This is a genomic window from Phaeovulum molybdatiresistens (assembly GCF_023544865.1).
Lineage (GTDB): Bacteria > Pseudomonadota > Alphaproteobacteria > Rhodobacterales > Rhodobacteraceae > Pontitalea.
The window spans coordinates 24,537-47,427 of sequence record NZ_JAMJFX010000017.1 but is presented as its reverse complement, the minus strand read 5'-3'; the positions used below and the strand labels follow the sequence as shown (position 1 = coordinate 47,427).

Genomic DNA, 22,891 nt, shown 5'->3' with positions numbered 1-22,891 from the left:
GAGTATTTTGGCCAAGAAGAAGCGGCATCGGTGTTCTTCCTTAGTGGGCGACGCCGGCGGCGACGGATTCGTCGATGAAGCGGCCTTCGCGGAAACGATTGAGGCCGAAATCGGCCGCAAGCGGGCCGGGTTGGCCGCGCGCGACCAGATCGGCCATCGCCCAACCCGAGCCGGGGATGGCCTTGAACCCGCCGGTGCCCCAGCCGCAGTTGACGAAGATGTTTTCCACCGGCGTGGTCGACAGGATCGGCGAGCGGTCGCCCGTCATGTCGACGATGCCGCCCCATTGCCGCAGCATCTTGAGCCGCGAGATCATCGGGAAGGTTTCGATCAGGGCGCGGACGGTTTCCTCGATATGCTGCCAGGAGCCGCGCTGGGTGTAGTTGTTGAACCCGTCGGTGCCGCCGCCGATCACCATCTCGCCCTTGTCGGATTGCGACATGTAGCCATGCACGGTGTTGGCCATGACGACCACATCCATGCAGGGCTTGATCGGTTCCGACACCAGCGCCTGCAGCGCCATCGATTCAATGGGAAGCCGGAAGCCCGCCATTTCCGCCAGAACCGAGGAATGGCCTGCGACGACGATCGCCAGCTTGCCGCAGTCGATCGCGCCCTTGGTCGTGTCGATGCCCTGCACGCGACCGTTGGCGGTGCGGATGCCGGTCACCTCGCATTGCTGGATGATGTCCATGCCCATCGCCGAACAGGCCCGCGCATAGCCCCAGGCGACCGCATCGTGGCGCGCGGTGCCGCCGCGGGCCTGGTAAAGCGCGCCCAGCACCGGATAGCGCGGCCCGTCAATGTTGATGATCGGCACCAGGTCCTTGACGCGTTTGGCGTCGATCCATTCGGTTTCCACGCCCTGCAGGGTATTGGCGTGGACTGTGCGCTTGTAGCCGCGCACCTCATGTTCGGTCTGCGCCAGCATCAGAAGGCCGCGGGGGCTGAACATGACGTTGTAGTTCAGGTCCTGGCTGAGGTCTTCGTAAAGCGCGCGGGCCTTTTCATAGAGCGCCGCAGAAGGATCCTGCAGATAGTTCGAGCGGATGATCGTGGTGTTGCGCCCGGTATTGCCGCCGCCCAGCCAGCCCTTTTCGATCACCGCGATGTTGCGGATGCCGTGGTTCTTGCCCAGGTAATAGGCCGTGGCAAGCCCGTGACCGCCCGCCCCCACCACGATCACGTCATAGCGTTTCTTCGGCTCGGGCGAGGTCCAGGCGCGTTCCCATCCGGAATGGAAACGCATCGCCTCGCGCGCGACGGCGAACAGGGAATAGCGTCTCTGGGCCATGCGGCGCTCCTTCTGCGCCCGGGCAGGCCCGGGCGGGTGGTCTTGCCCGCCGCGCGAATCCCCGCGCGCGCGTAACACTTGCGTCATTGATGAACCCGGGCGGGGGTAAATTTCCAGCCCCAAGGCAGCATTTGCCCCCCCGATTTCGCGAAAAAATGCGGCCCTGCCCTGCGACATGGCGCTCCATCCTGCGGCATTGGGCTTTTTCCCGCGGCGCAAGCGGCCTAAATGGGATCAACACAAGGAGACGCCATGCTGTTCTGGATCATCACCGCCGCGCTTGCCGCATTGATCGCGCTGTTGCTGGGGCTTGCGCTCTGGCGGGGGCGCAGCGGGGCCGAACCCTCGGCCGCCTATGACCTGCGGGTCTATCGCGACCAGTTGCGCGATGTGGAACGCGATCTGGCGCGGGGCGTGCTGGCCCCGGATGAGGCCGAGCGGCTGCGGCTGGAAATCTCGCGCCGGGTGCTGGAGGCAGACCGCGCCGTTCAGACGGGCCACGCGGCGGCGCGCGCGCCCCGGGGGCTGACGCTGACGGCGGCGCTGGCGGCGGCGGTGGTGCTGGGCGGGTCGTTCTGGCTTTATCAGCGGCTGGGCGCGCCGGGATACCCGGACCTGCCGCTGGCGCTGCGCATCGACATGGCGCAAGATCTTTACGACAACCGCCCCACGCAGGATGCGGCCGAGGAAACCGCCGCCGCCGCGCGCGGCCCGCTGCCCGAACCCGATCCGCAATTCGCCACCCTGATGGAACGGCTGCGCGCGGTTGTCGCCCAGCGCCCCAATGACCTGGAAGGTCTGGCGCTTCTGGCCCGCAATGAGGCGAACATGGGCAATTATCGCGCCGCATGGGAGGCGCAGCGGCGGCTGGTCGCCCTTAAGGCCGATGCGGCCAGCGCCGAGGATCATGCCCAGCTGGCCGAGCTGATGGTGGTGGCCGCCGGTGGCGTCGTCACCGCCGAGGCCGAGGGCGCGCTGGGCCGCGCGCTGGCGCTTGACCCGGGCAACGGCCTTGCGCGCTATTACGTCGGGCTGATGATGGCGCAGAACGGGCGTGGCGACCGCGCCTTCCGGATCTGGGATGGGCTGCTGCGCGAAAGCACGGCGGATGCGCCCTGGGTGCCGCAGATCATGGCCAATATCCCCGCGCTGGCCTGGCTTGCGGGTGAGGCCGACTATACCCCGCCCGCCCCGCGCGCCGGCGCGGCGCTTGATCTGGCGGGCGCGCTGCAATTGCCGCCCGATGCGCGCGAAGCCGCGCTGCGCCCCGGCCTTGAGGCGCTGAACGCGCGGCTGGCGCAACAGGGCGGCACGGCGCAGGACTGGGCGCAGCTTCTGGCGGCGCTGCGCCTGCTGGGCGAGGATGCCCGCGCCGATGCCGTTCTGGGCGAGGCCGAAACCCTGTTCGCCCAGCGCCCCGAGGATCTGGCGCTGATCCGCGCCGCCAATGCCGGCACCCCGCCCGGCCCCGCGCAACCCGCCCTGCCCGGCCCCGGCGCGGCCGAGATGGAAGCCGCCGGCGCGATGACCGAGGCCGAACGGCAAGAGATGATCCAGGGCATGGTTGCGGGGCTGGAAGACCGCCTGCTGGCCGAAGGGGGCAGCGCGGGGGAATGGGCGCGGCTGATCTCGTCCCTGGGGATTTTGGGCGAAACCGCACGTGCGCGCGCCGCCGTGGATGCGGCCAGCGCCGCATTGGCCGCCGATCCGGCCGCGTTGGAACAGATCCGCGCCGCCGCCCGGGCCGCGGGGGTGGACGAGTGATCTGCGCCTCGATCGAGGATTTCGCCGCCGCCCTGCCCCGCACCGGGGCCGTGGCGGGGCTGGATCTGGGCACCAAGACGATCGGCGTGGCGGTGTCGGATGGGCTGCGCGCCGTCGCCTCGCCGCTGACCACGATCCGGCGCGAGAAATTCACGCTCGATGCCCAGGCGCTTTTGAAGATCGTGGCCGAGCGCGATATCCAGGGCCTGATCCTGGGCCTGCCGATGAACATGGACGGCAGCGAAGGCCCCCGTTGCCAGTCGACCCGCGCCTTCGCGCGCAATCTGGAAAAGCTCACCCCGCTGCCGATCGGCTTCTGGGATGAACGGCTGTCGACCGTTGCCGCCGAACGCGCGATGCTCGAGGCGGATATGTCCCGAAAACGTCGCGCCGAGGTGATCGACCATGTCGCCGCCGGGTTTATCCTGCAGGGCGCCCTGGACCGCCTTGCCTATATGGGACCGCGATGACCGACACGCCCGACAGCCCCCGGACACGCCCCGAGATCGAAAGCCCCTGCGTCAAGCTGTGCGCGGTCCATCCCATCGAGCGGATCTGCGTGGGCTGCTATCGCACGATCGAGGAAATCGGCGGCTGGGGCGCGATGACGCCGCAAACCCGGCGCAAGATCATGGACGAATTGCCCGACCGCGCCCCCCGCCTGCAGCGGCGCCGGGGCGGCCATGACGGTCGGGTCGGGACCGGATAGCGCGGAACGGGGGCTCTGCCCCCGCGCGCGGGCCGCGCGTCCCCCGGGATATTTTCGCAAAGCCGAAAGCAGCAGTCCGCTTCGCCGGGCACGATCTGCCCTTCGGCTTTGTCCAAATATCCCGGGGGTGAATTGGCGCAGAGCGCCAAGAGGGGGCAGCGCCCCCTAGGTGCGCGGGAACACGAAACAGCGGTCGCGGCGGATCATCAGCCACATCGGCGTGCCCGGCTTTGGCAAAAAGACGTTCGGCACGGTCGCCTTCAGCACCGATCCGTCGAAATCCATCACGAATTCCACAAGGCTTTCGCGCCCCATGAAGCGCGCGCGTTGCACCACCCCGCGGGCGGGCGTTCCATCCTGTGGCGTGGGGTTCGGGCCGCGCCCGGCGCGGTCGAAATCGATTTTCAGGTGCTGCGGGCGGATCACGATGTCGACCGGTGTGCCATCGGGGTGGCCCGGGGTCAGGAATTCGCCAAACGGGGTCTGGGTCAGCGCGCCCTTGACCGTGGCCGGGATCACGTTGATGTCGGAAAAGAAGGCCGCCGCGGCGCGATCGATGGGGGCGTTGTAGAGGTTGTAGGGGGCGCCGCGCTGCACGATGCGCCCGCCGCGCATCAGCAGGATCTGGTCGGCCATGCGCATCGCCTCATGCGGTTCATGCGTGACCAGCAGGACCGCGGTGCCTTCCTCTTTCAGCAGCGCCAGCGTTTCATCGCGGATGCCGTCGCGCAGCCGTTCATCCAGCCCCGAGAAGGGTTCGTCCATCAGCAGGATGCGCGGCCGCGGCGCCAGCGCGCGCGCCAGCGCCACGCGCTGCTGTTCGCCCCCTGACAGCGCATGGGGAAAGCTGTCGATATGGCGCGACAGATGCACCCGGGCCAGCAACTCCTCGACCCGGGCGCGCTTTTCGGCCCGGGGTCCGGTCAGCCCGAAGGCCACGTTATCGGCCACCGACAGATGCGGAAACAGCGCGAAATCCTGAAACATCAGCCCGATCGCGCGCCGTTCCGGCGGGACGCGGAAGACGGTGTCGCAGACCAGATTGCCATCGACGAAGATACGCCCCTCATCCTGCATGTCGACGCCCGCGATCAGGCGCAGCGTGGTCGATTTGCCGCAGCCAGAGGGGCCCAAGAGGCAGGTCACCTGCCCCGCCGGGATCGAGAAGGAGACATCATCGACCACCGTCTGCCCGCCGAAGCGGCGCACCAGCCCCTGCACCTCAAGGCGCGGTGCCTCGGGCGTGGGGCGGGGGCCTGCGGCGGGACGGGGAGGCTGGGTCATCGAAATTCCGATTGGAACGGTCAGGTTACGGTCGGGATAGCAGGCCCGGGGGGGCTGTGCAAGCGCCGCCCCCCTTCGGGACAAGCCCGGCCGGGCCGGTGCCGGCGCGGGCGCTACATCGTCAGGTTGGTGGCCCCGCCATCGGCCAGGATGTTTTGCCCGACGATGAAGCCCGCATGGGCCGAACACAGGAAGGCGCAGGTGGCGCCGAATTCCGCCGCGGTGCCATAGCGGCGCGCGGGGATCGTCGCGGCGCGGCGCGCGGCGGCCTCGTCAAGCGTGATGCCCTGGGCCTTGGCCACCCCGCCATCCAGCGCGATCGCACGGTCGGTGGCGTGGATGCCGGGCAGCAGGTTGTTGATCGTCACGCCATGCTGGGCAACCTGGCGCGCGGTGCCCGCGACAAAGCCCGTCAGCCCCGCCCGGGCCGAATTCGACAGCCCCAGCTGCGGGATCGGCGCGCGCACCGATTGCGAGGTGATGTTGACCACCCGGCCCCAGCCCTGCGCGATCATGCCCGGCAGGCAGGCCTGCATCAGCGCGATCGGGGTCAGCATGTTGGCATCCAGCGCCGCGATGAAGTCATCGCGCGACCAATCCGACCACAGGCCGGGCGGCGGCCCGCCGGCATTGGTGACAAGGATGTCGACCGCCCCCGCAGCAGAGAGCACCTCGGCGCGGCCCGATTCGGTGGTGATGTCGGCCGCGATCACGGTGACGGGCACGCCATGGGCCTGGCGGATCGCCTCGGCCGTTGCCTCCAGCGCGGGCGCGCCGCGGGCGTTCAGAACCAGTTCCACCCCGGCCGCCGCCAGCGCCTCGGCGCAGCCGCGCCCCAGCCCCTTTGACCCCGCGCAGACCAGCGCGCGCTTGCCCTTGATGCCAAGATCCATCCTGATGCTCCCCTGCGAATGTCCTGCGCCTGCCTAGCACCGACGCGCGGCGGACAAAAGGTCATGCGGGCCGCGCGCAGCAAGCACAGGGCGCGCGCGGCGCTTGACGCCCGGGGCCGTTATCGGATTTACCGGGCGGACGACTGATCCCGAAGATCCCCGCGAAAGGCCGCCGCCGATGTCGCCCGCCCCGCCAGACAGCCCGTCGCCCGTGGCCCCCGCGCCCGCGCGTCGGGTGCATGTCTTCGAGGCGGTGGATTTCCGCGTGACCTCGGGGGCCAATCACGGCGATCCGATCGGCGCGGCCGCCGAGTGCGAGCCGGGCGATGTCTATCAGCTGGACCGCGAGGCGCGCCCGCGCCGGATGATGCTGGCCGCCGATGGCGCGCCGGTGGGGGTGCAGGTGGTGGCGCCGGGGTCGGAACTGGGCCGCGCGGGCGACCGGATCGAGCTGGTCGCGCGTCATGTGATGATGGCCCCCGATGGCGACGGGGTGGACGTCCTGCTGTTGCGCAATACCGGCAGCGGGCGGCTGTGCATCCTGCCGCTGTCGCCGATCGCGCCGCGGATGGATTACACGCTGATCGAAACCGACAGCGCGCCGCGCGATGTGCGGCTGGCCGATCTGGTCTGTGTGGCCTTTACCACCGGCACGATGATCACGTTGGCGGGCGGCGCGCAGCGCCCGATCGAAAGCCTGCGGCCGGGCGATGCGATCCTGACGCGCGATCACGGCGCGCAGCCGCTGCGGCTTGTGGCGCGGGCGACGCTGCGGGCGCTGGGGTCTTTCGCGCCGGTGGTGATTTCGGCCGGCACGCTGGGCAATGAGGGCGATCTGATCGTCAGCCCACATCACCGCATCTTTCTGTATCGGCGCGGCGAACAGCGCATCGGCCGCACCGCCGAGGTTCTGGTTCAGGCCAAGCATCTGGTCGATGGCGACAAGGTCTGGCGGCGCGAAGGCGGCTATGTCGATTATCATGCGCTGGTCTTTGACCACCATGAGATCATCTATGCCGAAGGCATCCCCTGCGAAAGCCTGATGGTGACCGAGGCGACGCTGGGCCTGTTGCCGGGCGAGCTGACGGCCGAAATCCGCGCGCGCCTGCCGGGGCTGAACCACAAGCCGCATTTCAGCACCGAGGCCGGGCGCGAGACGCTGGCCCGCGTGGGGCTGGACCGGCTGTTTCGCCGCCGCGCCGGGGACTGAGGCGCGCGCGGGCGGCGCCCGCCGGACGGGGGGCTGTCTGCCCCCCGGGGCCGCGGCCCGCCCCCGTGCCGGGGACCGGCCACACCCCTCCCCCCGAGGATATTTTCGCAAAGCCGAAGCAGGCAGGCGCGGCTTTGGCGATCTGGGCGATTGCGCGGGCGGCGGGGGCGCGCTAAAGGGCGCGCATGAGCAACAGACCCGATCTTCCCGCCGAAATCGCCCGCCGCCGGACCTTTGCGATCATCGCGCATCCGGATGCGGGGAAAACCACGCTGACCGAAAAGTTCCTGCTGTTCGGTGGCGCGATCCAGATGGCGGGTCAGGTGCGCGCCAAGGGCGAGGCGCGGCGCACGCGGTCGGACTTCATGAAGATGGAACAGGACCGCGGGATTTCGGTTTCCGCCTCGGCGATGTCGTTCGACTTCCGCGAATTCCGCTTCAACCTGGTGGACACGCCCGGCCACTCGGATTTTTCCGAGGATACCTATCGCACTCTGACCGCGGTGGATGCGGCGATCATGGTGATCGACGGCGCCAAGGGGGTGGAAAGCCAGACCCGCAAGCTGTTCGAGGTGTGCCGGCTGCGCGACCTGCCGATCCTGACCTTTTGCAACAAGATGGACCGCGAGGCGCGCGACACCTTTGAGATCATCGACGAGATCCAGGAAAACCTGGCGATCGACGTGGCCCCGGCCAGCTGGCCGATCGGGATGGGGCGCGATTTCCTGGGCTGCTATGACATCCTGCACGACCGGCTGGAGCTGATCGACCGGGCCGACCGCAACCGGGTGGCAGAGTCGATCAAGATCGACGGTCTGGACGATCCGAAGCTTGCCGAACATGTGCCCGCCGGGCAGCTGGCAAAGCTGCGCGAGGAGTTGGAGATGGCGCGCGAATTGCTGCCCGCCTTTGACCGGCAGTCCTTTCTTGAAGGGCATATGACGCCGATCTGGTTCGGATCTGCGATCAATTCCTTTGGCGTCAAAGAATTGATGGACGGCATCGGCGAATTCGGGCCACAGCCGCAGATCCAAAAGGCGGCCGAGCGCGACGTGGCGCCTGAGGAAAAGGCCGTCACCGGATTTGTCTTCAAGGTGCAGGCCAACATGGACCCCAAGCACCGCGACCGGGTGGCCTTTGTGCGCATGGTGTCGGGGCATTTCACGCGCGGGATGAAGCTGTTGCATGTGCGCAGCAAGAAGCCGATGGCGGTGACGAACCCGGTGCTGTTCCTGGCCGCCGACCGCGAACTGGCCGAAGAGGCCTGGGCGGGCGACATCATTGGCATCCCGAACCACGGGCAATTGCGCATTGGCGACGCGCTGACCGAGGGTGAGGCGCTGCGCTTTACCGGCATCCCCAGCTTTGCGCCCGAACTGCTGCAATCGGTCCGGTCCACCGATCCGATGAAGGGCAAGCATCTGGAAAAGGCGCTGATGCAATTCGCCGAGGAAGGTGCCGCCAAGGTCTTCAAGCCGATGATCGGATCGGGCTTTGTCGTGGGCGTGGTGGGCGCGCTGCAATTCGAGGTTCTGGCCAGCCGGATCGGCATCGAATATGGCATTCCGGTGCGGTTCGAGCCGTCGCAATTCACCTCGGCGCGCTGGGTGCAGGGCGATCGCGCGGCGGTCGAGCAGATGGTGGAGACCAACAAGCAGCATATCTCGACCGACCATGACGGCGACATCGTGTTCCTGACGCGGTTGCAGTGGGACATCGACCGCGTGATCCGCGACTATCCCGGCATCACGCTGAGCGCGACCAAGGAAATGATGCAATAACCGGGGGGCGGCGGGGCGGGTTGCCCCAAAGTTAACCGAAAAGCAGTGGATTCGTGCAAGCTTCTTCGCTAAAGGACCGCCAGTTCCTGTGGTTTGCGAGGTTTGTATGAGTGGCAATTTTGGTCGGCGTGCGGTATTTGGTCTGGGACTTGGCGCGCTTGCGGTGCTGGCGGGTTGCGGCAGCGCCTGGATGACCAGCTATGAACCGGTCGGGACTTCGGCCAGGGACTGGCGGCTGGACGGGGTGGATGTGACCGTTCCCGAAACACTGTCGATTTCCGAAGACAACACGGTCTATGTGCCCAAGGCCGACATCGTCTGGCAGGGCGAACCCTTTGGCGACCGGCGCGCGCAGGTGTCGCGGCTGTTGCGTGACGGGATCACGCGCGGCGCATCCGGGCTGAACGGCAAGCAGCGCGTGCGATTCCGCGTGACGTTGCAGACCTTCCATGCGCTGAATGAAAAATCGCGCCGCGCCGCGCCGCGCGGCACGGGTGTCTATGACATCCGCTACACGATCGAGGTGGTCGATGCGCGCAGCGGTGCGGTGATCGTGCCGGCGCAAGCGATTGCGGCCGATTTCCCGGGGCTGACCGGCACCGCCGCCGCCCAGCTGGAAGCACGCGGCATCACCCAGCGTGATGAGGTGCTTGGCCATCTGGCAGCCACCACGGCTGGCTGGCTGGGCCTTGGGCCGGACAACCGCACCAACTTTGCCCGCATCGGCGGCTGATGCCTGCGGCCGGGCGGCGGGATGACCGCGGCCCGGCGCCGTGACTGACCCCGGTGTGCAGGGCAAAACGCGTCGGTTCAACGGGTGACGATAGACCGCGCGGAACGGGCCGCGGGGCATGACGCGCGTTAGCGGCATGCGGTCGCGGCGTCGAACGGTTGTGCTGCGATGCGCGGCCCGGTGTGGGACGGCAAGCCCCGTTGCAAGACAGGCTTCGGCATGCGGAAAAGCGGCGGCACCGTCGACAGCCGGGATCAAAGCCAGCCAAGGCGCTGCCAGCCGGGGCGAAGCCAGCCGGGATCACCGCCAGCCGGGGCCGGCCAGTCGGGGCCCAGTCCGTATCGATCGCCGCCAGCCGGGGGCCTTTGCGGATCGGCGGCGCCCGGTGCTTGTCAGGCCCGGGGCCATCCGCCGTGAACCGATCCGTCGCGCTGGCGCTCAGGCCTCGGGGCCGATCAGGCGGTGGTATTCCTGGATCGCGAAGCGGTCGGTCATGCCCGCGACATAGTCCAGCACGACCCGGGCCAGTTCGGTCCGGCCGATCGCTTGGGCGCGCACAACCTCGGGCTGCCAATCCTCGGGCAGCAGGTCGGGTTCGTCCAGAAACAGCGGGAACAGCGCGTTGACCATCGCCGTCACCCGGCGCCGTTCGACCACGACCGAGGGCGCGCGATACATGCGCGTGAACAGGAACCCCTTGATCGCCTTGAGGTTCTGATACAGCGGCTTGGAAAAGCGGATGATCGGGCCATCCATCGCGCGGATGTCATCCACGCTTTGCGGCTGCAGGCTTTCCAGCCGGTTCTGCGCCACGGCGATCACATCCTCAACCATCACGCCAAAGACGCGGCGCAGCGCCTCATGCCTCCGGCGCATCGGGTCAAGCCCGGGGTGCAGGCGGTCCACCTCGGCAAAACAGGGGCCGATGGTGGGCAGTTCCATCAGATCGGCCTCGGTGAACAGGCCGGCGCGCAGCCCATCATGCAGGTCGTGGTGGTTATAGGCGACATCATCGGCCACCGCGGCCACCTGCGCCTCGGCGCTGGCGTTGGTGGTCAGTTCCAGATCCCACTCCGCATCGAATTCGGCCAGCGCATAGGGCAGGCTGGCGCGATCGGGCACGGTATGCGACCCGCCGCCCGCGCCGATGACCGGCCCGTTGTGCTTGGCAATGCCTTCCAGCGTTTCCCAGGTCAGGTTCAGCCCGTCAAAGCCCGCGTAATGCTTTTCCAGCCGGGTGACGATGCGGATCGCCTGGGCGTTGTGGTCGAACCCGCCAAAGGGCGCCATCAGCGCGGCCAGCGCATCCTCGCCGGTGTGGCCGAAGGGCGGGTGGCCAAGGTCATGGGCCAGCGCCACCGCCTCGGCCAGGTCGGTGTTCAGCCCCATGGCCCCGGCGATGGTGCGCGCGACCTGCGCCACCTCGATCGTGTGGGTCAGGCGGGTGCGGTAGTAATCGCCTTCGTGTTCGACAAAGACCTGCGTCTTGTGTTTCAGCCGCCTAAAGGCGCTGGAATGGATGATCCGGTCCCGGTCACGCTGAAACGGCGAACGGAAGGTGGACATGTTTTCGGCATGCAGCCGCCCCCGGCTGGCTTCGGGATGGCAGGCATAAGGTTGCAGCACGATCCGGCCCCTCGTCTTGTCGCGTCTTTTGCGCCATCCTATATCGCAGCAAGAAGTAAAGAACAGGTGCGAAGATGCTGAACATTCCCCCGAAAGTGACGCCCCGTGCCTTTGCCCGGCTGGCCGAGATCAATGCCGGCGCGGCCAACCCGCGGGCGCTGCGCGTCGCGGTGGAAGGCGGCGGGTGTTCGGGGTTCCAATATGACCTGAAGCTGGAGGACACCCCGGCCGAAGACGATCTGGTGCTGGAAGGCGGCGGGGAACGGGTGCTGATCGACCCGGTGTCGCTGCCGTTTCTGGAAAACGCGGTGATCGATTTCACCGATGAGCTGATCGGCGCGCGCTTTGTGGTGCAGAACCCCAATGCCACGTCTTCCTGCGGCTGCGGGATTTCTTTTTCGATGTGACGGGCTGGTCCCCCGGCCCATGCGGGCTAGTTTCGCAAAAAACGGGGGACAATCATGACAAGCATCCTGATCCTGGGCTCGGGGCCCGAGGTGGTGGCCGCGCGCGCATGGAACCGCGCGGCCTTTGACGTGATCGTGGCGATCAACAATGCCTGGCGCGTGCGCCCCGATTGGGATGTGCTGATCCACCCTTGGGATTTTCCCGCCGACCGGATGCCCCCTGCCCCCGGCGGTCGCATCGTGACCGAGGCGGGATTCGTGCCCGCGCAGAATGCCTTTGGCGGCTTTGTCTATGCCGGGGCAACAATGGCCTTTACCGCCGCCTATTGGGCGCTGCACGAATATCGCCCGCGCCGCATCGCGTTTTTCGGCTGCAACATGACCTATCCGGTAACCGGGGCCACGCATTTCTATGGCACCGGCACGCCGGACCCGCTGCGCCGCGATGTCACGCTGCAAAGCCTTGAGGCGAAATCGGCGCGGCTTCGGGTGCTGGGGGCGCGGCAGGGCGCGGCGGTGGTGAACCTGTCGCCCGCGCCCAGCCGCCTGCTGCTGCCGCGCGCGACCCCCGCCACCCTGCCCGATGCGCCCGCCCCCCATGATGCGCAGGCCGCCGCGCAGGCCCTGCAGGCCGAGGCGGGGCTGGGCTATGTCGTGCCCTCGGGGCGTTATTGGGAACAGGCCGATCGCTTCGACGCCCGGGCGCTGGCGGCGATTGATGCGCTGTGGTTGCGGGCGGGCACGCTTGGCAAGGCCTACGCTGCGGCCTAGAAAGGCCCCACGCCGCAGGGAGAGCCGCATGAAAATCGCCACCTTCAACATCAACGGGATCAAGGCACGCCTTGAGGCCCTGCCCGCCTGGCTGGCCGAGGCCCGCCCCGATGTCGCCCTGCTGCAGGAGATCAAGTCGGTGGACGCGGCTTTCCCGCGCGAGATTTTTGAAGACATGGGCTATCGCGTGGAAACCCACGGTCAGAAAAGTTTCAACGGCGTGGCGATCCTGTCGCGCCTGCCGCTGGAGGATGTGACCCGTGGCCTGCCCGGTGATGACACTGACGAGCAAGCCCGCTGGATCGAGGCCACGGTGATCGGAAGCCGCGCGATCCGCGTGGCGGGGCTGTATCTGCCCAATGGCAACCCCGCGCCGGGGCCGAAATATGACTATAAACTAGCCTGGATGGACCGGATGCACGCCCATGCCACGGCCCTTTTGGCCAGCGAAGATCCGGTGGTGCTGGCGGGCGATTACAACATCATTCCCCAGGATGAGGATGCCGCAAAACCCGAGGCCTGGCGCGAAGATGCGCTGGCGCTGCCGCAAAGCCGGGCCGCCTTCCGGCGCATCCTGAACCTTGGCTTCACCGATGCCTTCCGCGCGCGGGTGCAAGGGCCGGGGCATTACAGTTTCTGGGATTATCAGGCCGGTGCCTGGCAGCGCAACAACGGCATCCGCATCGACCATCTGCTGCTGTCGCCCCAGGCGGCCGATCTGTTGCGCGACGTGGGCATCGACCGCGAGGTGCGCGCGGGCGACAAGCCGTCCGACCACGTTCCGGTCTGGATAGATCTGGACGCCTGATCCGCAGCCCCTGCCCGGCCCCGCCGCCTAGCGCGCGTAGACCACCAGTTCGGGCAACGCCGTCAGCGGCAGGCCCAGAAGCCGCAGCGCGGGAAGGGAAATCTGGCTGCCCGCGCCCGCCGCCGCCCCCGGCATCGGCAGCAACGTGACCTGCGCCGAGGCGCCGGTTGCGGGATGTTCGATCCGGCCCGGCGCCTCGGCGCGCGCAAGCGGCGTGCGCAGCCAGAAGCCCGGTTCGGCGGGGTTACCCAGGCTTGCCACCGTCGTGCCCAGCCGCGTTTCGGCCCCCGGGGCGGGCTTGGCGGCGGCGGTCGCGCGCTGCGCGGCGGTGGTGGCGTCAAACTCCTCAACCGTGCGGGCGGCGGGTTTCGGGATCGGCGCAGGCGGCGGCGCCTCGGGCAGTGCGGCGGCGGGCGTCACCGGATCGGCCGAGCGCAGCCCCGATAGCGGCCCCTGCGCGCAGCCCGACAGCAGGATCAGCGCCCCAAGCGCGCCGGCAACGGTGGCTTTGGTCATGACTGGCATCCCTTTCCTTGCGCGGCCCCTTCGCTTCGCGGCCTTGCCAAAAGGCTACCCGCTTTGCCCGGCACGGGCAATCGCGCGGGGTCCCCCCCGGCGGTTTCACCCTTGCTGTGCGGCCCCCGCAGACCTAACTTGTCGGCATGATACAGACCACCGCCGCCCCGCTTATCGATCCCTTCGCGCGTCCGATCACCTATCTGCGGGTGTCGGTCACCGATCGCTGCGATTTCCGCTGCACCTATTGCATGGCCGAACACATGCAGTTCCTGCCGAAAAAAGACCTTCTCACGCTGGAGGAACTTGACCGCCTGTGCAGCGCCTTCATCGGGCTGGGGGTGAAGAAGCTGCGCATCACCGGCGGGGAACCGCTGGTGCGCAAGGACATCATGACCTTTTTCCGCCGCATCGCGCGGCATCTGGATACGGGCGCGTTGTCGGAACTGACGCTGACCACGAATGGCAGCCAGCTGACCCGCTTTGCCGCCGACCTGGCGGCGGTCGGGGTGCGCCGGATCAACGTCTCGCTTGATACGCTGGATGAGGCAAAATTTGCCCAGATCACCCGCTGGGGCAGGCTGCCGCAGGTGCTGGATGGCATCCGCGCCGCCACCGCGGCGGGGATGCGCGTCAAGATCAACGCGGTCGCGCTGAAAGGCTTTAACGAAGATGAGCTGTTCCGCCTGGTCGATTGGTGCGGCGCCGAGGGCCATGACCTGACCTTCATCGAGGTCATGCCGATGGGCGAGATGGGCGAGGAGATGCGGCTGGATCAGTATTGGCCGCTGAAGGATCTGCGCGCGCGGCTGGCCGAACGCTTTACGCTGACCGATCTGGCGGACCGCACCGGCGGCCCCGCCCGCTATGTCCGGCTGGAGGAAACGGGGCAGAGGATCGGCTTCATCACGCCGCTGACGCATAATTTCTGCGAAAGCTGCAACCGGGTGCGGGTCACCTGCACGGGCGAGCTGTTCATGTGCCTGGGCCAGGAAGACATGGCCGATCTGCGCGCACCGCTGCGCGCCAGTGCCGATGATGCGGCCCTGATCGACGCGATCCGGGCCGCCATCGCGCGCAAGCCCAAGGGCCATGACTTCGACTATTCGCGCCAGCAGGTCGCAGGCCAGATGTCGCGCCACATGAGCCATACGGGCGGCTGATCTTTCCTGACCTCGATCAAGGATTTGCACTAGGCGGATGTGCCAGCATGCGGCAGACTGCCCCCGAAGGAGGACCGACATGTACAAAAATATCCTTGTTCCGATCGCACTTGACGACAGCCACAGCCCCGAGGCCGCGCTGACCGCGGCGCGTGCGCTGGCCGCGCCCGATGCCCGGGTGACGCTGCTGCACGTGATGATGGAAGTGCCCGGCTATGCCATCAGCTACATGCCCGAGGGCTATTCCAGCGACCTGCGCAAAAGCATTCAGGCCGAACTGGACCAGCTGGCCGCCGGCTTTGCCAATGGCGTGGGCGCGATCACCCAGGGCCATGCCGCCGCCGAGATCCTGGATTGGGTGTCCGCCAATGGCAATGACTGCATCGTGATCGACTCGCACCGGCCCGGCCTGCAGGATTACCTGATGGGATCGACCGCGGCGCGGGTCGTGCGCCATGCGCCCTGTTCGGTGATGGTGCTGCGCTGACACGATACGCCTGAACGGAATGCGCGTCGGTTCCCCGGCGCGCACCCTTGCCCCGCGTGACGCTTGGCCCGGCAGGCCCCTTCAGGCCGCGGGCATCCGTGCCTCGACCATGCCGGCATACCAGGACGATCCGAACGGGATGGCGTTGTCGTCGAAATCATAGGCCGGGTGATGCACGCTGGCCGTGTCGCCATTGCCCAGAAAGATATAGGCCCCGGGGCGTTCGTTCAGCATGAAGCTGAAATCCTCGGCCCCCATCAGCGGCGCGGTGTTTTCGTCGACCTGGCCCGAAACGGCGCGCGCCACATCGGCGGCGAAGCGGGTGTTTTCGGGGCTGTTCATCGTCACCGGATAGCCGCGCATATAGGTCACATCCGCCACGGCGCCAAAGGTCTGGGCCGTGCCCTCGGCAATCGCCTTCACCCGGCCCTCGACGTGATCCTGCACTTCGGGGTCCATGGTCCGCACGGTGCCGCGCAGCAGCACGGTCTGGGGGATGACGTTATGCGCCTGGGTTTCGGTGCGGAAGGTGCAGACCGACACGACCACCTGTTTCAGCGGGTCGACATTGCGGCTGGCGATGGATTGCAGCGCGATCACGATATGGCTGGCCACCAGCGTGGTATCGACACATTCATGCGGCTTGGCCGCATGGCCGCCCTTGCCGGTCACGGTGATCTCGAACTGATCGGCCGCAGCCATCATCGCGCCTTCGCGGATGTGGAAATGGCCCACCGGGATGCCGGGCATGTTGTGCATGCCGTAGACCTCTTGCACGCCGAAGCGGTCCATCAGGCCATCCGCCACCATTTCGCGCCCGCCGCCGCCGCCCTCTTCGGCGGGCTGGAAGATCACCACGGCGGTGCCGTCGAAATTGCGCGTCTCGGCCAGGTATTTCGCCGCACCCAGCAGCATCGCGGTATGCCCGTCATGGCCGCAGGCATGCATCTTCCCGGGCGTTTTCGAGGCATGCGGCAGGCCCGTCGCCTCATGGATGGGCAGCGCGTCCATGTCGGCGCGCAGGCCGATCACCCGGCCCCTGGTGTCGCTGCGGCCCCGGATCACGCCCACAACGCCGGTGCGCCCGATCCCCTCGACCACCTCATCGCAGCCAAAGCTGCGCAAAAGCCCGGCCACCTTGTCGGCGGTGCGGTGGACATCGAACAACAGTTCGGGGTGTTCGTGGAAATCCCGGCGCCAGGCGGTGATTTCGGGCAGCAGTTCGGCAAAGCGGTTCTTGACGGGCATCGTCACTCTCTCCTGTCGGGTGGTTCTGGCGGGCGTCGGTCGCGCCCCTGCGGTCAGCCTGTTACAAAGCCCGCCCCGCCGCAAGGCCCCGCGCGGCGGGCGCCGCGCTGGCGGTGGGTGATTCCCCCGGGCCTTTGCCCCGGGGCCCCGCCCCCGCCATCCGCCACCCCGCCCGACCGCTGCGGCAAAGCCGCAGGATTCGCGCATCTGGCACCGGCACATCGCCCGAAACCTTCGTCATTCCGCCCATCGCCACGTCACCGAGAGCGTTAACACAAACATTCTTGCGCGATTGAAAAAAATCTCTGACACTGGATCGATCAAGGTCGCCCGGATACCGGCATGCAGACGGCCACAATAAAAAGACTATATAAAACAAACTACTGGGAGAGTTTTATGCCGGATGGGGTCGCGCCCGTCCTGTCTGTCCGGGGGCTGAAGACCGTCTTCAGAACCCGCGGCGGAGAGGTTCATGCCGTCAATTCCGTCAGCTTTGACCTGCGCCCCGGCGAATTGCTGGGCGTGGTGGGGGAATCGGGGTCGGGCAAGTCGGTCACGATGATGTCGCTGATCGGCCTTTTGCCATCCCCCCCCGCCGATGTGCGCGCGGGTCAGGTTCTGTTCGACGGCGCCGATCTGTTGACCTGCGGCGCCGATCATCTGCGCGGTGTGCGTGGCGCCGGCATCGGTTTCATCTTTCAGGACCCGATGACCTCGCTCAACCCGGTGTTCACCGTGGGCTATCAGCTGCGCGAGCCGCTGATGACGCATATGGGCCTGACGCGCGCGCAGGCGCAGGTCCGGGCGGCGGAATTGCTGGATCTGGTCGGCATCCCCGATGCGGCGCGGCGGCTGAAGGATTACCCGCATCAGTTTTCCGGCGGCATGCGCCAACGGGTGATGATCGCGATCGCGCTGGCCTGCGACCCCAAGGTGCTGATCGCCGATGAACCCACGACGGCGCTGGATGTGACGATCCAGGCGCAGATCCTGGAACTGGTGCGCGATCTGCGCCACAAGCTGGGCATGGCGATCATCTGGATCACCCATGATCTGGGTGTGATCGCGGGCATCGCGGACCGGGTGATGGTGATGTATGGCGGCCAGATCGTCGAACAGGCCCCGGTGCAGGACCTGTTCACCCGGCCCCGCCACCCCTATACGCGCGCGCTTTTGAAGACCGTTCCTTCGGTGCGGGGCGCGCGGGCCGAAAAGCTTAGCGTGATTGAAGGCCAGCCCCCGATCCTGCGCGCCGCCCCCGCGGCCTGCGCCTTTGCCAACCGCTGCCCGCAGGCCTTTGCCCGCTGCTGCGTGCAAAACCCGCCGCTTTACCCGGCAGGCCCCGGCCATGACGCCGCCTGCTTTTGGGATTTCGACAAGGATGCCCCGAAAGATGGCTGATACCGCGCTGCCCCAAGCCGTGACGCCCCAAGCCACGGCGCCCGAAGCCGCGCGCAAGCCGTTGATCGAGGTCAGGGGCCTGCGGATGTATTTCCCGATCACCGCAGGCGTGCTGCGCCGGCGCGTGGGCGATGTGAAGGCGGTCGATGACGTGTCCTTCGACATCCTGCAGGGCGAAACGCTGGGCCTTGTGGGGGAATCGGGCTGCGGGAAATCGACCTGCGGGCGGGCGATCCTGCGGCTTTACGAACCCACCGCCGGATCGGTGCGGCTGGATGGCGAAGACGTGCTGGCCGCGTCCCCGGACCGGCTGCGCAAGTTGCGCCCGGCGATGCAGATGGTGTTCCAGGATCCCCAGGCCAGCCTGAACCCGCGCATGACCGTGGCCGCGATCATCGGCGAACCGCTGGAGGAACACACCCGCCTGACGCGGGGCGAAAAGCTGGCCCGGATCTATGAGCTGATGGACCAGGTCGGCCTGAACCGCGATTTCGCCAACCGCTATCCGCATGAATTTTCCGGCGGCCAGCGCCAGCGCATCGGGATTGCCCGCGCGCTGGCGCTGAACCCGCGGTTCATCGTCTGCGACGAACCGATCGCGGCGCTGGATGTGTCGATCCAGGCGCAGGTGGTCAACCTGCTGGAAGAATTGCAGGACCGGCTGGGCCTGACCTATCTGTTCATCAGCCATGATCTGTCGATGGTGCGCCATATCGCGGACCGGGTGGCGGTGATGTATCTGGGCCGGATCATCGAACTGGCCCCGCGTGAGGCGCTGTATGGCGCGCCGCTGCACCCCTATACCCAGGCGCTTTTGTCCGCCGTGCCCGAACCCGACCCCGCGCTGGAGGCGCATCGCCGCCGGATCATCCTGACGGGCGATGTGCCCTCGCCCGCCAATCCGCCGCCGGGGTGCAATTTCTGCACCCGCTGCCCCAAGGTGATGCCGGTCTGCCGCACGGTCGAACCCGATCTGCGCGAACTGGAACCGGGCCGCTTCGTGGCCTGCCATCTTTACAACCAGACCGCCGGCATAACGGCGGCCGCCGGGGGCAGCCCCGGCACAGACGCTGCGTCGATCCAACAAGGAGAATGACATGAAACTGAAAACCGCCCTGATGGGCGCGGCCGCAAGCCTGGCCTTTGCCCCCGCGGCCCTTGCCGAACGCGGCAGCGATGGCGAGGTGCGCATCCTTTATTCCCAGGCCGTATCCACGATGAACGCCTATCTGTCCTCGGGGACGAAGGATGTCGAGGTGGGCAGCCTGGTGCTGGAACCGCTGGCCGGCTTCAACGAAAAGGGCGAGGTGATCCCGCGCCTGGTGACCGAAATCCCGTCCCTGGAAAACGGCGGCATTGCCGAGGACATGAAGTCGATCACCTGGAAGCTGATCCCCGGCCTGCTGTGGTCCGACGGCAGCCCCTTTACCGCCCATGACGCGGTGTTCACCGCCGAATATTGCATGCATCCCGAAGGCGGCTGCGCGCAGCTGGCGCGCTATGAGGGCATCGAAAAGGTCGAGGCCGTAGACGATCTGACCGTCAAGATCACCTACAAGGACGCCAAGCCCAACCCCTTTACCGCCTTCGTGGGCGCCACCTCGCCCATCCTGCAAAAGGCGCAATTCCAGAATTGCCTTGGCCCGGCGGCGTCCAGCTGCACGGATCAGAACTTCAAGCCGATCGGCACCGGCCCCTTCCGGGTGACCGAATTCCGTACCAATGACACCGTCATGCTGGAGGCCAACCCGAACTATCGCGACCCGGCCAAGCCGGCCTTTGCGACCGCGCTGGTCAAGGGCGGGGGCGATGCCACGGCGGCGGCGCGCGCGGTGATGGAAACCGGCGAATTCGACTATGCCTGGAACACCCAGATCGCGCCGGAGATTCAGGCGCAGATGGAACAGGGCGGCACCGGCAAATTCGTCAATGCCTTTGGCACGCTGGTCGAGCGGATCGAGATGAACATGACCGATCCCTCGCCCGAACTGCCCGAAGGGGAACGGGCCACCGCGAAACATCCCCATCCGATCCTGTCCGACATCCGCGTGCGCAAGGCGCTGTCGATGGCGATCGACCGGCAGATCCTGGTGGAAATCGGTTATGGCAATGCCGGGCGCGCCACCTGCAACCTGGTGCCGGCGCCGGAATTCTTCGCATCTGACAATACCGACTGTCTGACCCAGGATGTGGAAGGCGCCAAGGCGCTGCTGGAGGAAGCGGGCTGGACCGACAGCGATGGCGATGGTGTGCGCGACAAGGACGGGCGCAAGCTGGCCCTGCTGTATCAGACCTCGGTCAATGCGATCCGGCAGGATTTCCAGTCGATCATCAAGCAGTGGTGGAACGATATCGGCGTCGAGGTTGAACTGAAGACCGTCGATCCTTCGGTCTTCTTCGGCGGCGACGCGGGCAGCCCCGACACGTTCCAGAAATTCTATGCCGATGTCGAGATGTATGCCAACAACTTCGACGGCACCGATCCCGAACCCTACCTGGCGCAATATACCTGCGAAAAGGCGCCGCGCCCGGAAACCCAGTGGCAGGGCGAAAACGTCAACCGCTTCTGCGACCCGGCCTATGACGCGCTGGTGGCCGAACTGGTCAGAACCCGCGAGATGGACAAGCGCGCCGAGATTGCCAAGACGCTGAACGACATGCTGACCAAGGACAGCTATGTCGTCGTGCCGCTGGTTGATCGCGGGCGTCTGTCGGCGCATGCCAACACGCTGGGCGGGGTGGTGCTGAACACCTGGGATTCCGAACTGTGGAACGCCTCGGACTGGTATCGCATCAAGTGACCCTGTGACCGGGCGGCGCGGGCGGGCCATCTGCCCGCGCCCCCACCCCTTGCCAGACCCTGACCCGAGGCGCCGATGTTCACCTTTACCCTTCGCCGATTGCTGATCGCGGTGCCGACGCTGCTGATCATCAGCCTGGTGATCTTTCTTCTGCTTGAGGCCGCCCCCGGCGACCCCTTGGGCGATGTGCCGCTGACCGTGCCGCCCGACGTCAAGGAAAAGATGCGCGCGGCCCTTGGCCTCGATAGCCCGTGGTATGTGCGCTACGTGCTCTGGCTCAAGCAGTTCTTCTGGGTCGAACCGCTGCACCTGATTGATCACCTGTTCGGCACCTCGCTGGGCGAGGGGATGCAGCGGGTGATTTCCTTCCAGTCGCGCCAGCCGGTGATGCAGATCATCGCCGAACGGCTGCCGCAGACGTTGATGGTGGTGGGGCTGGCCTATCTGATCGGGGTGATGATCGCGCTGCCGATCGGCATTCTGTCCGCCTATCGGCAATATTCCTGGTTCGACAATCTGGGCACGTTCGTTTCGATGGTGGGGTTTTCGGTGCCCACCTTCTTTACCGGCGTGGTGCTGATCATCGTTTTTGCGGTCAAGCTGCAGTGGTTTCCGTCCGTCTATGACACGACGCTGAAGGTGACCGACTGGGCCAGCTTCAAGGCGCAGCTGCGCCAGATGGTGATGCCGGTCACGGTGCTGGCGCTTTATAATGCCGCCCAGATCAGCCGGTTCATGCGCGCCTCGATGCTGGACAATCTGGGCCAGGATTATGTGCGCACCGCCCGCGCCAAGGGGCTTGGCGAACGCGTGGTGGTGCTGGTCCATGTGCTGCGCAATTCCATGATCCCGGTGGTCACGGTGATCGCGCTTGGCGTGCCCACGATCTTTGGCGGCGCGATCATCACCGAACAGGTGTTCAAGGTGAACGGCCTGGGCCAGCAGCTGATTTCATCGATCCATGCCAATGACCTGCCGATGGTCATGACGCTGACCTTCATATTCGCGATCCTGATCGTGCTGTTCAACCTGATCGCCGATCTTCTTTATGGCATTCTGGACCCGAGGATCCGCTATGACTGAGGCCCCCGCCACGCTGACCCTGCCCCGCCCGCCGCGTTCGCAGTGGCGCGATGTCTGGGACCAGTTCAAGACCCACAAGGGCGCCATTGTCGGGCTGACCGTCTTTGCCCTGATCCTGGGCGCGGTGCTGATCGGCCCGCTGATCTGGACGATAGATCCCACCACGGTGAACCTGCGCGCGCGCAACCAGGGCTTTTCGGCGGCCCATCCCCTTGGCACCGATCAGCTGGGCCGCGATCTGCTGGCGCGGGTGATGGCGGGGGGCAAGGTGTCGATCGCGGTGGGGATGACGGCGATGTCGCTGTCGATCCTGCTGGGCACGACGATCGGGGTTCTGGCGGGGTATTTCCGCCGGCTGGAAGGCCCGCTGATGCGGCTGACCGATCTGTTCCTGGCGCTGCCGCTGCTGCCGCTGCTGTTGCTGATGGTGACGCTGTTTCGCGAACCGCTGTCGCGCAGCTTCGGCCCCGAGGGCGGGATCTTTCTGCTGATCGTCTGCGCCATCGGCGCCACCAGCTGGATGCAGACCGCCCGCATCGTGCGCGGTGAGGTGCTGGCGATCAAGGAACGCGAATTCGTGCTGGCGGCACGATCCATCGGCACACCCGCGCGGCGCATGGTCACGCGCCACGTGTTGCCCAATGTGCTGTCGCCGATCATGGTGTCGGCCACGCTGGGCATCGCCGCGGCGATCATCACCGAATCCGCGCTGTCCTTTCTGGGGCTGGGCTTCCCGCCGGATTTCCCCACTTGGGGGCGGCTTTTGTATGATGCGATCGACCAGATGCAGCTGTATCCTTGGCGCGTCATCATTCCCGGTATCGCGATTTCGCTGACGGTGCTGTCGGTCAACTATATCGGCGACGGGCTGCGCGATGCGCTGGACCCACGTATCCGCGGGCGCTAAACGCG

The 22,891-nt window shown here is 66.9% G+C and carries 22 protein-coding genes; 16 read left to right on the top strand and 6 right to left on the bottom strand.

The annotated features are described in order from the left end of the window. Nucleotides 1-40: 40 nt before the first annotated feature. Nucleotides 41-1,294 carry a sarcosine oxidase subunit beta family protein gene (locus MXB90_RS12215; protein WP_250045228.1) on the bottom strand — a complete coding sequence of 418 codons (1,254 nt, stop codon included), beginning with the start codon at nucleotides 1,292-1,294 and terminating at the stop codon, nucleotides 41-43. Between the two features lie 252 nt (nucleotides 1,295-1,546). On the opposite strand from MXB90_RS12215, the gene ccmI reads away from it, so the two are divergent. The 3 genes from ccmI to MXB90_RS12200 are packed head-to-tail and all read left to right on the top strand — an operon-like array spanning nucleotide 1,547 to nucleotide 3,767. Continuing rightward, nucleotides 1,547-3,058, top strand: a complete 1,512-nt coding sequence (gene ccmI / locus MXB90_RS12210; RefSeq protein ID WP_250045225.1) for a c-type cytochrome biogenesis protein CcmI — start codon at nucleotides 1,547-1,549, stop codon at nucleotides 3,056-3,058. After that, the gene (gene ruvX / locus MXB90_RS12205; protein WP_250045224.1) at nucleotides 3,055-3,528 is read left to right on the top strand and encodes a Holliday junction resolvase RuvX; all 474 of its coding nucleotides are present in this window, start codon (nucleotides 3,055-3,057) and stop codon (nucleotides 3,526-3,528) included. Before ccmI ends, ruvX begins: the two co-directional genes overlap by 4 nt. Next, nucleotides 3,525-3,767, top strand: a complete 243-nt coding sequence (locus tag MXB90_RS12200) for a DUF1289 domain-containing protein (RefSeq protein ID WP_250045214.1) — start codon at nucleotides 3,525-3,527, stop codon at nucleotides 3,765-3,767. Before ruvX ends, MXB90_RS12200 begins: the two co-directional genes overlap by 4 nt. A gap of 165 nt (nucleotides 3,768-3,932) precedes the next feature. Here MXB90_RS12200 and MXB90_RS12195 read toward each other — a convergent pair whose 3' ends face one another. Both MXB90_RS12195 and MXB90_RS12190 read right to left on the bottom strand, forming a co-directional pair. After that, complete coding sequence (locus tag MXB90_RS12195; RefSeq protein WP_250045211.1) at nucleotides 3,933-5,051, bottom strand: ABC transporter ATP-binding protein; 1,119 nt, start codon at nucleotides 5,049-5,051, stop codon at nucleotides 3,933-3,935. A gap of 113 nt (nucleotides 5,052-5,164) precedes the next feature. Continuing rightward, on the bottom strand, nucleotides 5,165-5,944 hold the full coding sequence (locus MXB90_RS12190; protein ID WP_250045208.1) for an SDR family oxidoreductase: 780 nt from the start codon (nucleotides 5,942-5,944) through the stop codon (nucleotides 5,165-5,167). A 178-nt stretch (nucleotides 5,945-6,122) separates the two neighbouring features. On the opposite strand from MXB90_RS12190, the gene MXB90_RS12185 reads away from it, so the two are divergent. The 3 genes from MXB90_RS12185 (at nucleotide 6,123) to MXB90_RS12175 (ending at nucleotide 9,668) form a co-directional block, all read left to right on the top strand. Beyond that, nucleotides 6,123-7,154, top strand: coding sequence for a Hint domain-containing protein (locus tag MXB90_RS12185; RefSeq protein WP_250045206.1), 1,032 nt, complete (start codon nucleotides 6,123-6,125; stop codon nucleotides 7,152-7,154). Nucleotides 7,155-7,339: 185 nt separating this feature from the next. Next, nucleotides 7,340-8,935: a peptide chain release factor 3 gene (locus MXB90_RS12180; RefSeq protein ID WP_250045203.1), complete on the top strand. Its 1,596-nt coding sequence runs from the start codon at nucleotides 7,340-7,342 to the stop codon at nucleotides 8,933-8,935. Between the two features lie 106 nt (nucleotides 8,936-9,041). Beyond that, nucleotides 9,042-9,668, top strand: a complete 627-nt coding sequence (locus tag MXB90_RS12175; protein ID WP_250045201.1) for a DUF6778 family protein — start codon at nucleotides 9,042-9,044, stop codon at nucleotides 9,666-9,668. A 438-nt stretch (nucleotides 9,669-10,106) separates the two neighbouring features. Here the strand turns inward: MXB90_RS12175 and MXB90_RS12170 are convergent, their stop codons facing one another. Beyond that, on the bottom strand, nucleotides 10,107-11,294 hold the full coding sequence (locus MXB90_RS12170; protein WP_250045199.1) for a deoxyguanosinetriphosphate triphosphohydrolase: 1,188 nt from the start codon (nucleotides 11,292-11,294) through the stop codon (nucleotides 10,107-10,109). Nucleotides 11,295-11,368: 74 nt separating this feature from the next. On the opposite strand from MXB90_RS12170, the gene MXB90_RS12165 reads away from it, so the two are divergent. The 3 genes from MXB90_RS12165 to xth are packed head-to-tail and all read left to right on the top strand — an operon-like array spanning nucleotide 11,369 to nucleotide 13,280. Continuing rightward, nucleotides 11,369-11,701 carry a HesB/IscA family protein gene (locus MXB90_RS12165; protein WP_250045197.1) on the top strand — a complete coding sequence of 111 codons (333 nt, stop codon included), beginning with the start codon at nucleotides 11,369-11,371 and terminating at the stop codon, nucleotides 11,699-11,701. 54 nt (nucleotides 11,702-11,755) lie between these two features. After that, nucleotides 11,756-12,472: a hypothetical protein gene (locus MXB90_RS12160; RefSeq protein ID WP_250045195.1), complete on the top strand. Its 717-nt coding sequence runs from the start codon at nucleotides 11,756-11,758 to the stop codon at nucleotides 12,470-12,472. Nucleotides 12,473-12,500: 28 nt separating this feature from the next. Further along, nucleotides 12,501-13,280, top strand: a complete 780-nt coding sequence (gene xth / locus MXB90_RS12155) for an exodeoxyribonuclease III (protein ID WP_250045193.1) — start codon at nucleotides 12,501-12,503, stop codon at nucleotides 13,278-13,280. Between the two features lie 27 nt (nucleotides 13,281-13,307). Here the strand turns inward: xth and MXB90_RS12150 are convergent, their stop codons facing one another. After that, on the bottom strand, nucleotides 13,308-13,796 hold the full coding sequence (locus tag MXB90_RS12150) for a hypothetical protein (protein ID WP_250045191.1): 489 nt from the start codon (nucleotides 13,794-13,796) through the stop codon (nucleotides 13,308-13,310). 146 nt (nucleotides 13,797-13,942) lie between these two features. Between MXB90_RS12150 and moaA the strand changes: the two genes are divergently transcribed. Together moaA and MXB90_RS12140 are read left to right on the top strand one after the other, a co-directional pair. After that, a complete protein-coding gene (moaA, locus tag MXB90_RS12145) occupies nucleotides 13,943-14,959 on the top strand; it encodes a GTP 3',8-cyclase MoaA (RefSeq protein ID WP_250045189.1) in 1,017 nt (338 codons plus the stop codon). A 79-nt stretch (nucleotides 14,960-15,038) separates the two neighbouring features. Continuing rightward, the gene (locus MXB90_RS12140) at nucleotides 15,039-15,446 is read left to right on the top strand and encodes a universal stress protein (RefSeq protein WP_250045181.1); all 408 of its coding nucleotides are present in this window, start codon (nucleotides 15,039-15,041) and stop codon (nucleotides 15,444-15,446) included. Between the two features lie 81 nt (nucleotides 15,447-15,527). Here MXB90_RS12140 and MXB90_RS12135 read toward each other — a convergent pair whose 3' ends face one another. Further along, nucleotides 15,528-16,694, bottom strand: a complete 1,167-nt coding sequence (locus MXB90_RS12135; protein WP_250045177.1) for a M20 aminoacylase family protein — start codon at nucleotides 16,692-16,694, stop codon at nucleotides 15,528-15,530. Between the two features lie 396 nt (nucleotides 16,695-17,090). Between MXB90_RS12135 and MXB90_RS12130 the strand changes: the two genes are divergently transcribed. The 5 genes from MXB90_RS12130 to MXB90_RS12110 all read left to right on the top strand — a co-directional run bounded on the left by MXB90_RS12130 (nucleotide 17,091) and on the right by MXB90_RS12110 (nucleotide 22,886). Continuing rightward, nucleotides 17,091-18,095, top strand: a complete 1,005-nt coding sequence (locus tag MXB90_RS12130) for an ABC transporter ATP-binding protein (protein ID WP_250045175.1) — start codon at nucleotides 17,091-17,093, stop codon at nucleotides 18,093-18,095. Then, nucleotides 18,088-19,191 (top strand): ABC transporter ATP-binding protein, encoded by a 1,104-nt coding sequence (locus tag MXB90_RS12125; RefSeq protein WP_284040817.1) that lies wholly within the window; start codon nucleotides 18,088-18,090, stop codon nucleotides 19,189-19,191. The genes MXB90_RS12130 and MXB90_RS12125 overlap by 8 nt, the downstream gene beginning before the upstream one ends. Before the next feature lies 1 nt (nucleotide 19,192). After that, the gene (locus tag MXB90_RS12120) at nucleotides 19,193-20,896 is read left to right on the top strand and encodes a peptide ABC transporter substrate-binding protein (protein ID WP_250045173.1); all 1,704 of its coding nucleotides are present in this window, start codon (nucleotides 19,193-19,195) and stop codon (nucleotides 20,894-20,896) included. Nucleotides 20,897-20,971: 75 nt separating this feature from the next. After that, nucleotides 20,972-21,979 carry an ABC transporter permease gene (locus MXB90_RS12115; RefSeq protein ID WP_250045172.1) on the top strand — a complete coding sequence of 336 codons (1,008 nt, stop codon included), beginning with the start codon at nucleotides 20,972-20,974 and terminating at the stop codon, nucleotides 21,977-21,979. Continuing rightward, nucleotides 21,972-22,886 (top strand): ABC transporter permease, encoded by a 915-nt coding sequence (locus MXB90_RS12110; protein ID WP_250045170.1) that lies wholly within the window; start codon nucleotides 21,972-21,974, stop codon nucleotides 22,884-22,886. The genes MXB90_RS12115 and MXB90_RS12110 overlap by 8 nt, the downstream gene beginning before the upstream one ends. Nucleotides 22,887-22,891: the final 5 nt, after the last annotated feature.

Coding starts and splice junctions, on each gene's coding strand:
- MXB90_RS12185 (WP_250045206.1), top strand. CDS start 6,123: ATGTCGCCCGCCCCGCCAGACAGCCCGTCGCCCGTGGCCCCCGCGCCC.
- MXB90_RS12180 (WP_250045203.1), top strand. CDS start 7,340: ATGAGCAACAGACCCGATCTTCCCGCCGAAATCGCCCGCCGCCGGACC.
- ccmI (WP_250045225.1), top strand. CDS start 1,547: ATGCTGTTCTGGATCATCACCGCCGCGCTTGCCGCATTGATCGCGCTG.
- moaA (WP_250045189.1), top strand. CDS start 13,943: ATGATACAGACCACCGCCGCCCCGCTTATCGATCCCTTCGCGCGTCCG.
- xth (WP_250045193.1), top strand. CDS start 12,501: ATGAAAATCGCCACCTTCAACATCAACGGGATCAAGGCACGCCTTGAG.
- MXB90_RS12190 (WP_250045208.1), bottom strand. CDS start 5,944: ATGGATCTTGGCATCAAGGGCAAGCGCGCGCTGGTCTGCGCGGGGTCA.
- MXB90_RS12215 (WP_250045228.1), bottom strand. CDS start 1,294: ATGGCCCAGAGACGCTATTCCCTGTTCGCCGTCGCGCGCGAGGCGATG.
- MXB90_RS12120 (WP_250045173.1), top strand. CDS start 19,193: ATGAAACTGAAAACCGCCCTGATGGGCGCGGCCGCAAGCCTGGCCTTT.
- MXB90_RS12130 (WP_250045175.1), top strand. CDS start 17,091: ATGCCGGATGGGGTCGCGCCCGTCCTGTCTGTCCGGGGGCTGAAGACC.
- MXB90_RS12165 (WP_250045197.1), top strand. CDS start 11,369: ATGCTGAACATTCCCCCGAAAGTGACGCCCCGTGCCTTTGCCCGGCTG.
- MXB90_RS12125 (WP_284040817.1), top strand. CDS start 18,088: ATGGCTGATACCGCGCTGCCCCAAGCCGTGACGCCCCAAGCCACGGCG.
- MXB90_RS12150 (WP_250045191.1), bottom strand. CDS start 13,796: ATGACCAAAGCCACCGTTGCCGGCGCGCTTGGGGCGCTGATCCTGCTG.
- MXB90_RS12195 (WP_250045211.1), bottom strand. CDS start 5,051: ATGACCCAGCCTCCCCGTCCCGCCGCAGGCCCCCGCCCCACGCCCGAG.
- MXB90_RS12160 (WP_250045195.1), top strand. CDS start 11,756: ATGACAAGCATCCTGATCCTGGGCTCGGGGCCCGAGGTGGTGGCCGCG.
- MXB90_RS12110 (WP_250045170.1), top strand. CDS start 21,972: ATGACTGAGGCCCCCGCCACGCTGACCCTGCCCCGCCCGCCGCGTTCG.
- MXB90_RS12175 (WP_250045201.1), top strand. CDS start 9,042: ATGAGTGGCAATTTTGGTCGGCGTGCGGTATTTGGTCTGGGACTTGGC.
- MXB90_RS12200 (WP_250045214.1), top strand. CDS start 3,525: ATGACCGACACGCCCGACAGCCCCCGGACACGCCCCGAGATCGAAAGC.
- MXB90_RS12140 (WP_250045181.1), top strand. CDS start 15,039: ATGTACAAAAATATCCTTGTTCCGATCGCACTTGACGACAGCCACAGC.
- MXB90_RS12115 (WP_250045172.1), top strand. CDS start 20,972: ATGTTCACCTTTACCCTTCGCCGATTGCTGATCGCGGTGCCGACGCTG.
- MXB90_RS12135 (WP_250045177.1), bottom strand. CDS start 16,694: ATGCCCGTCAAGAACCGCTTTGCCGAACTGCTGCCCGAAATCACCGCC.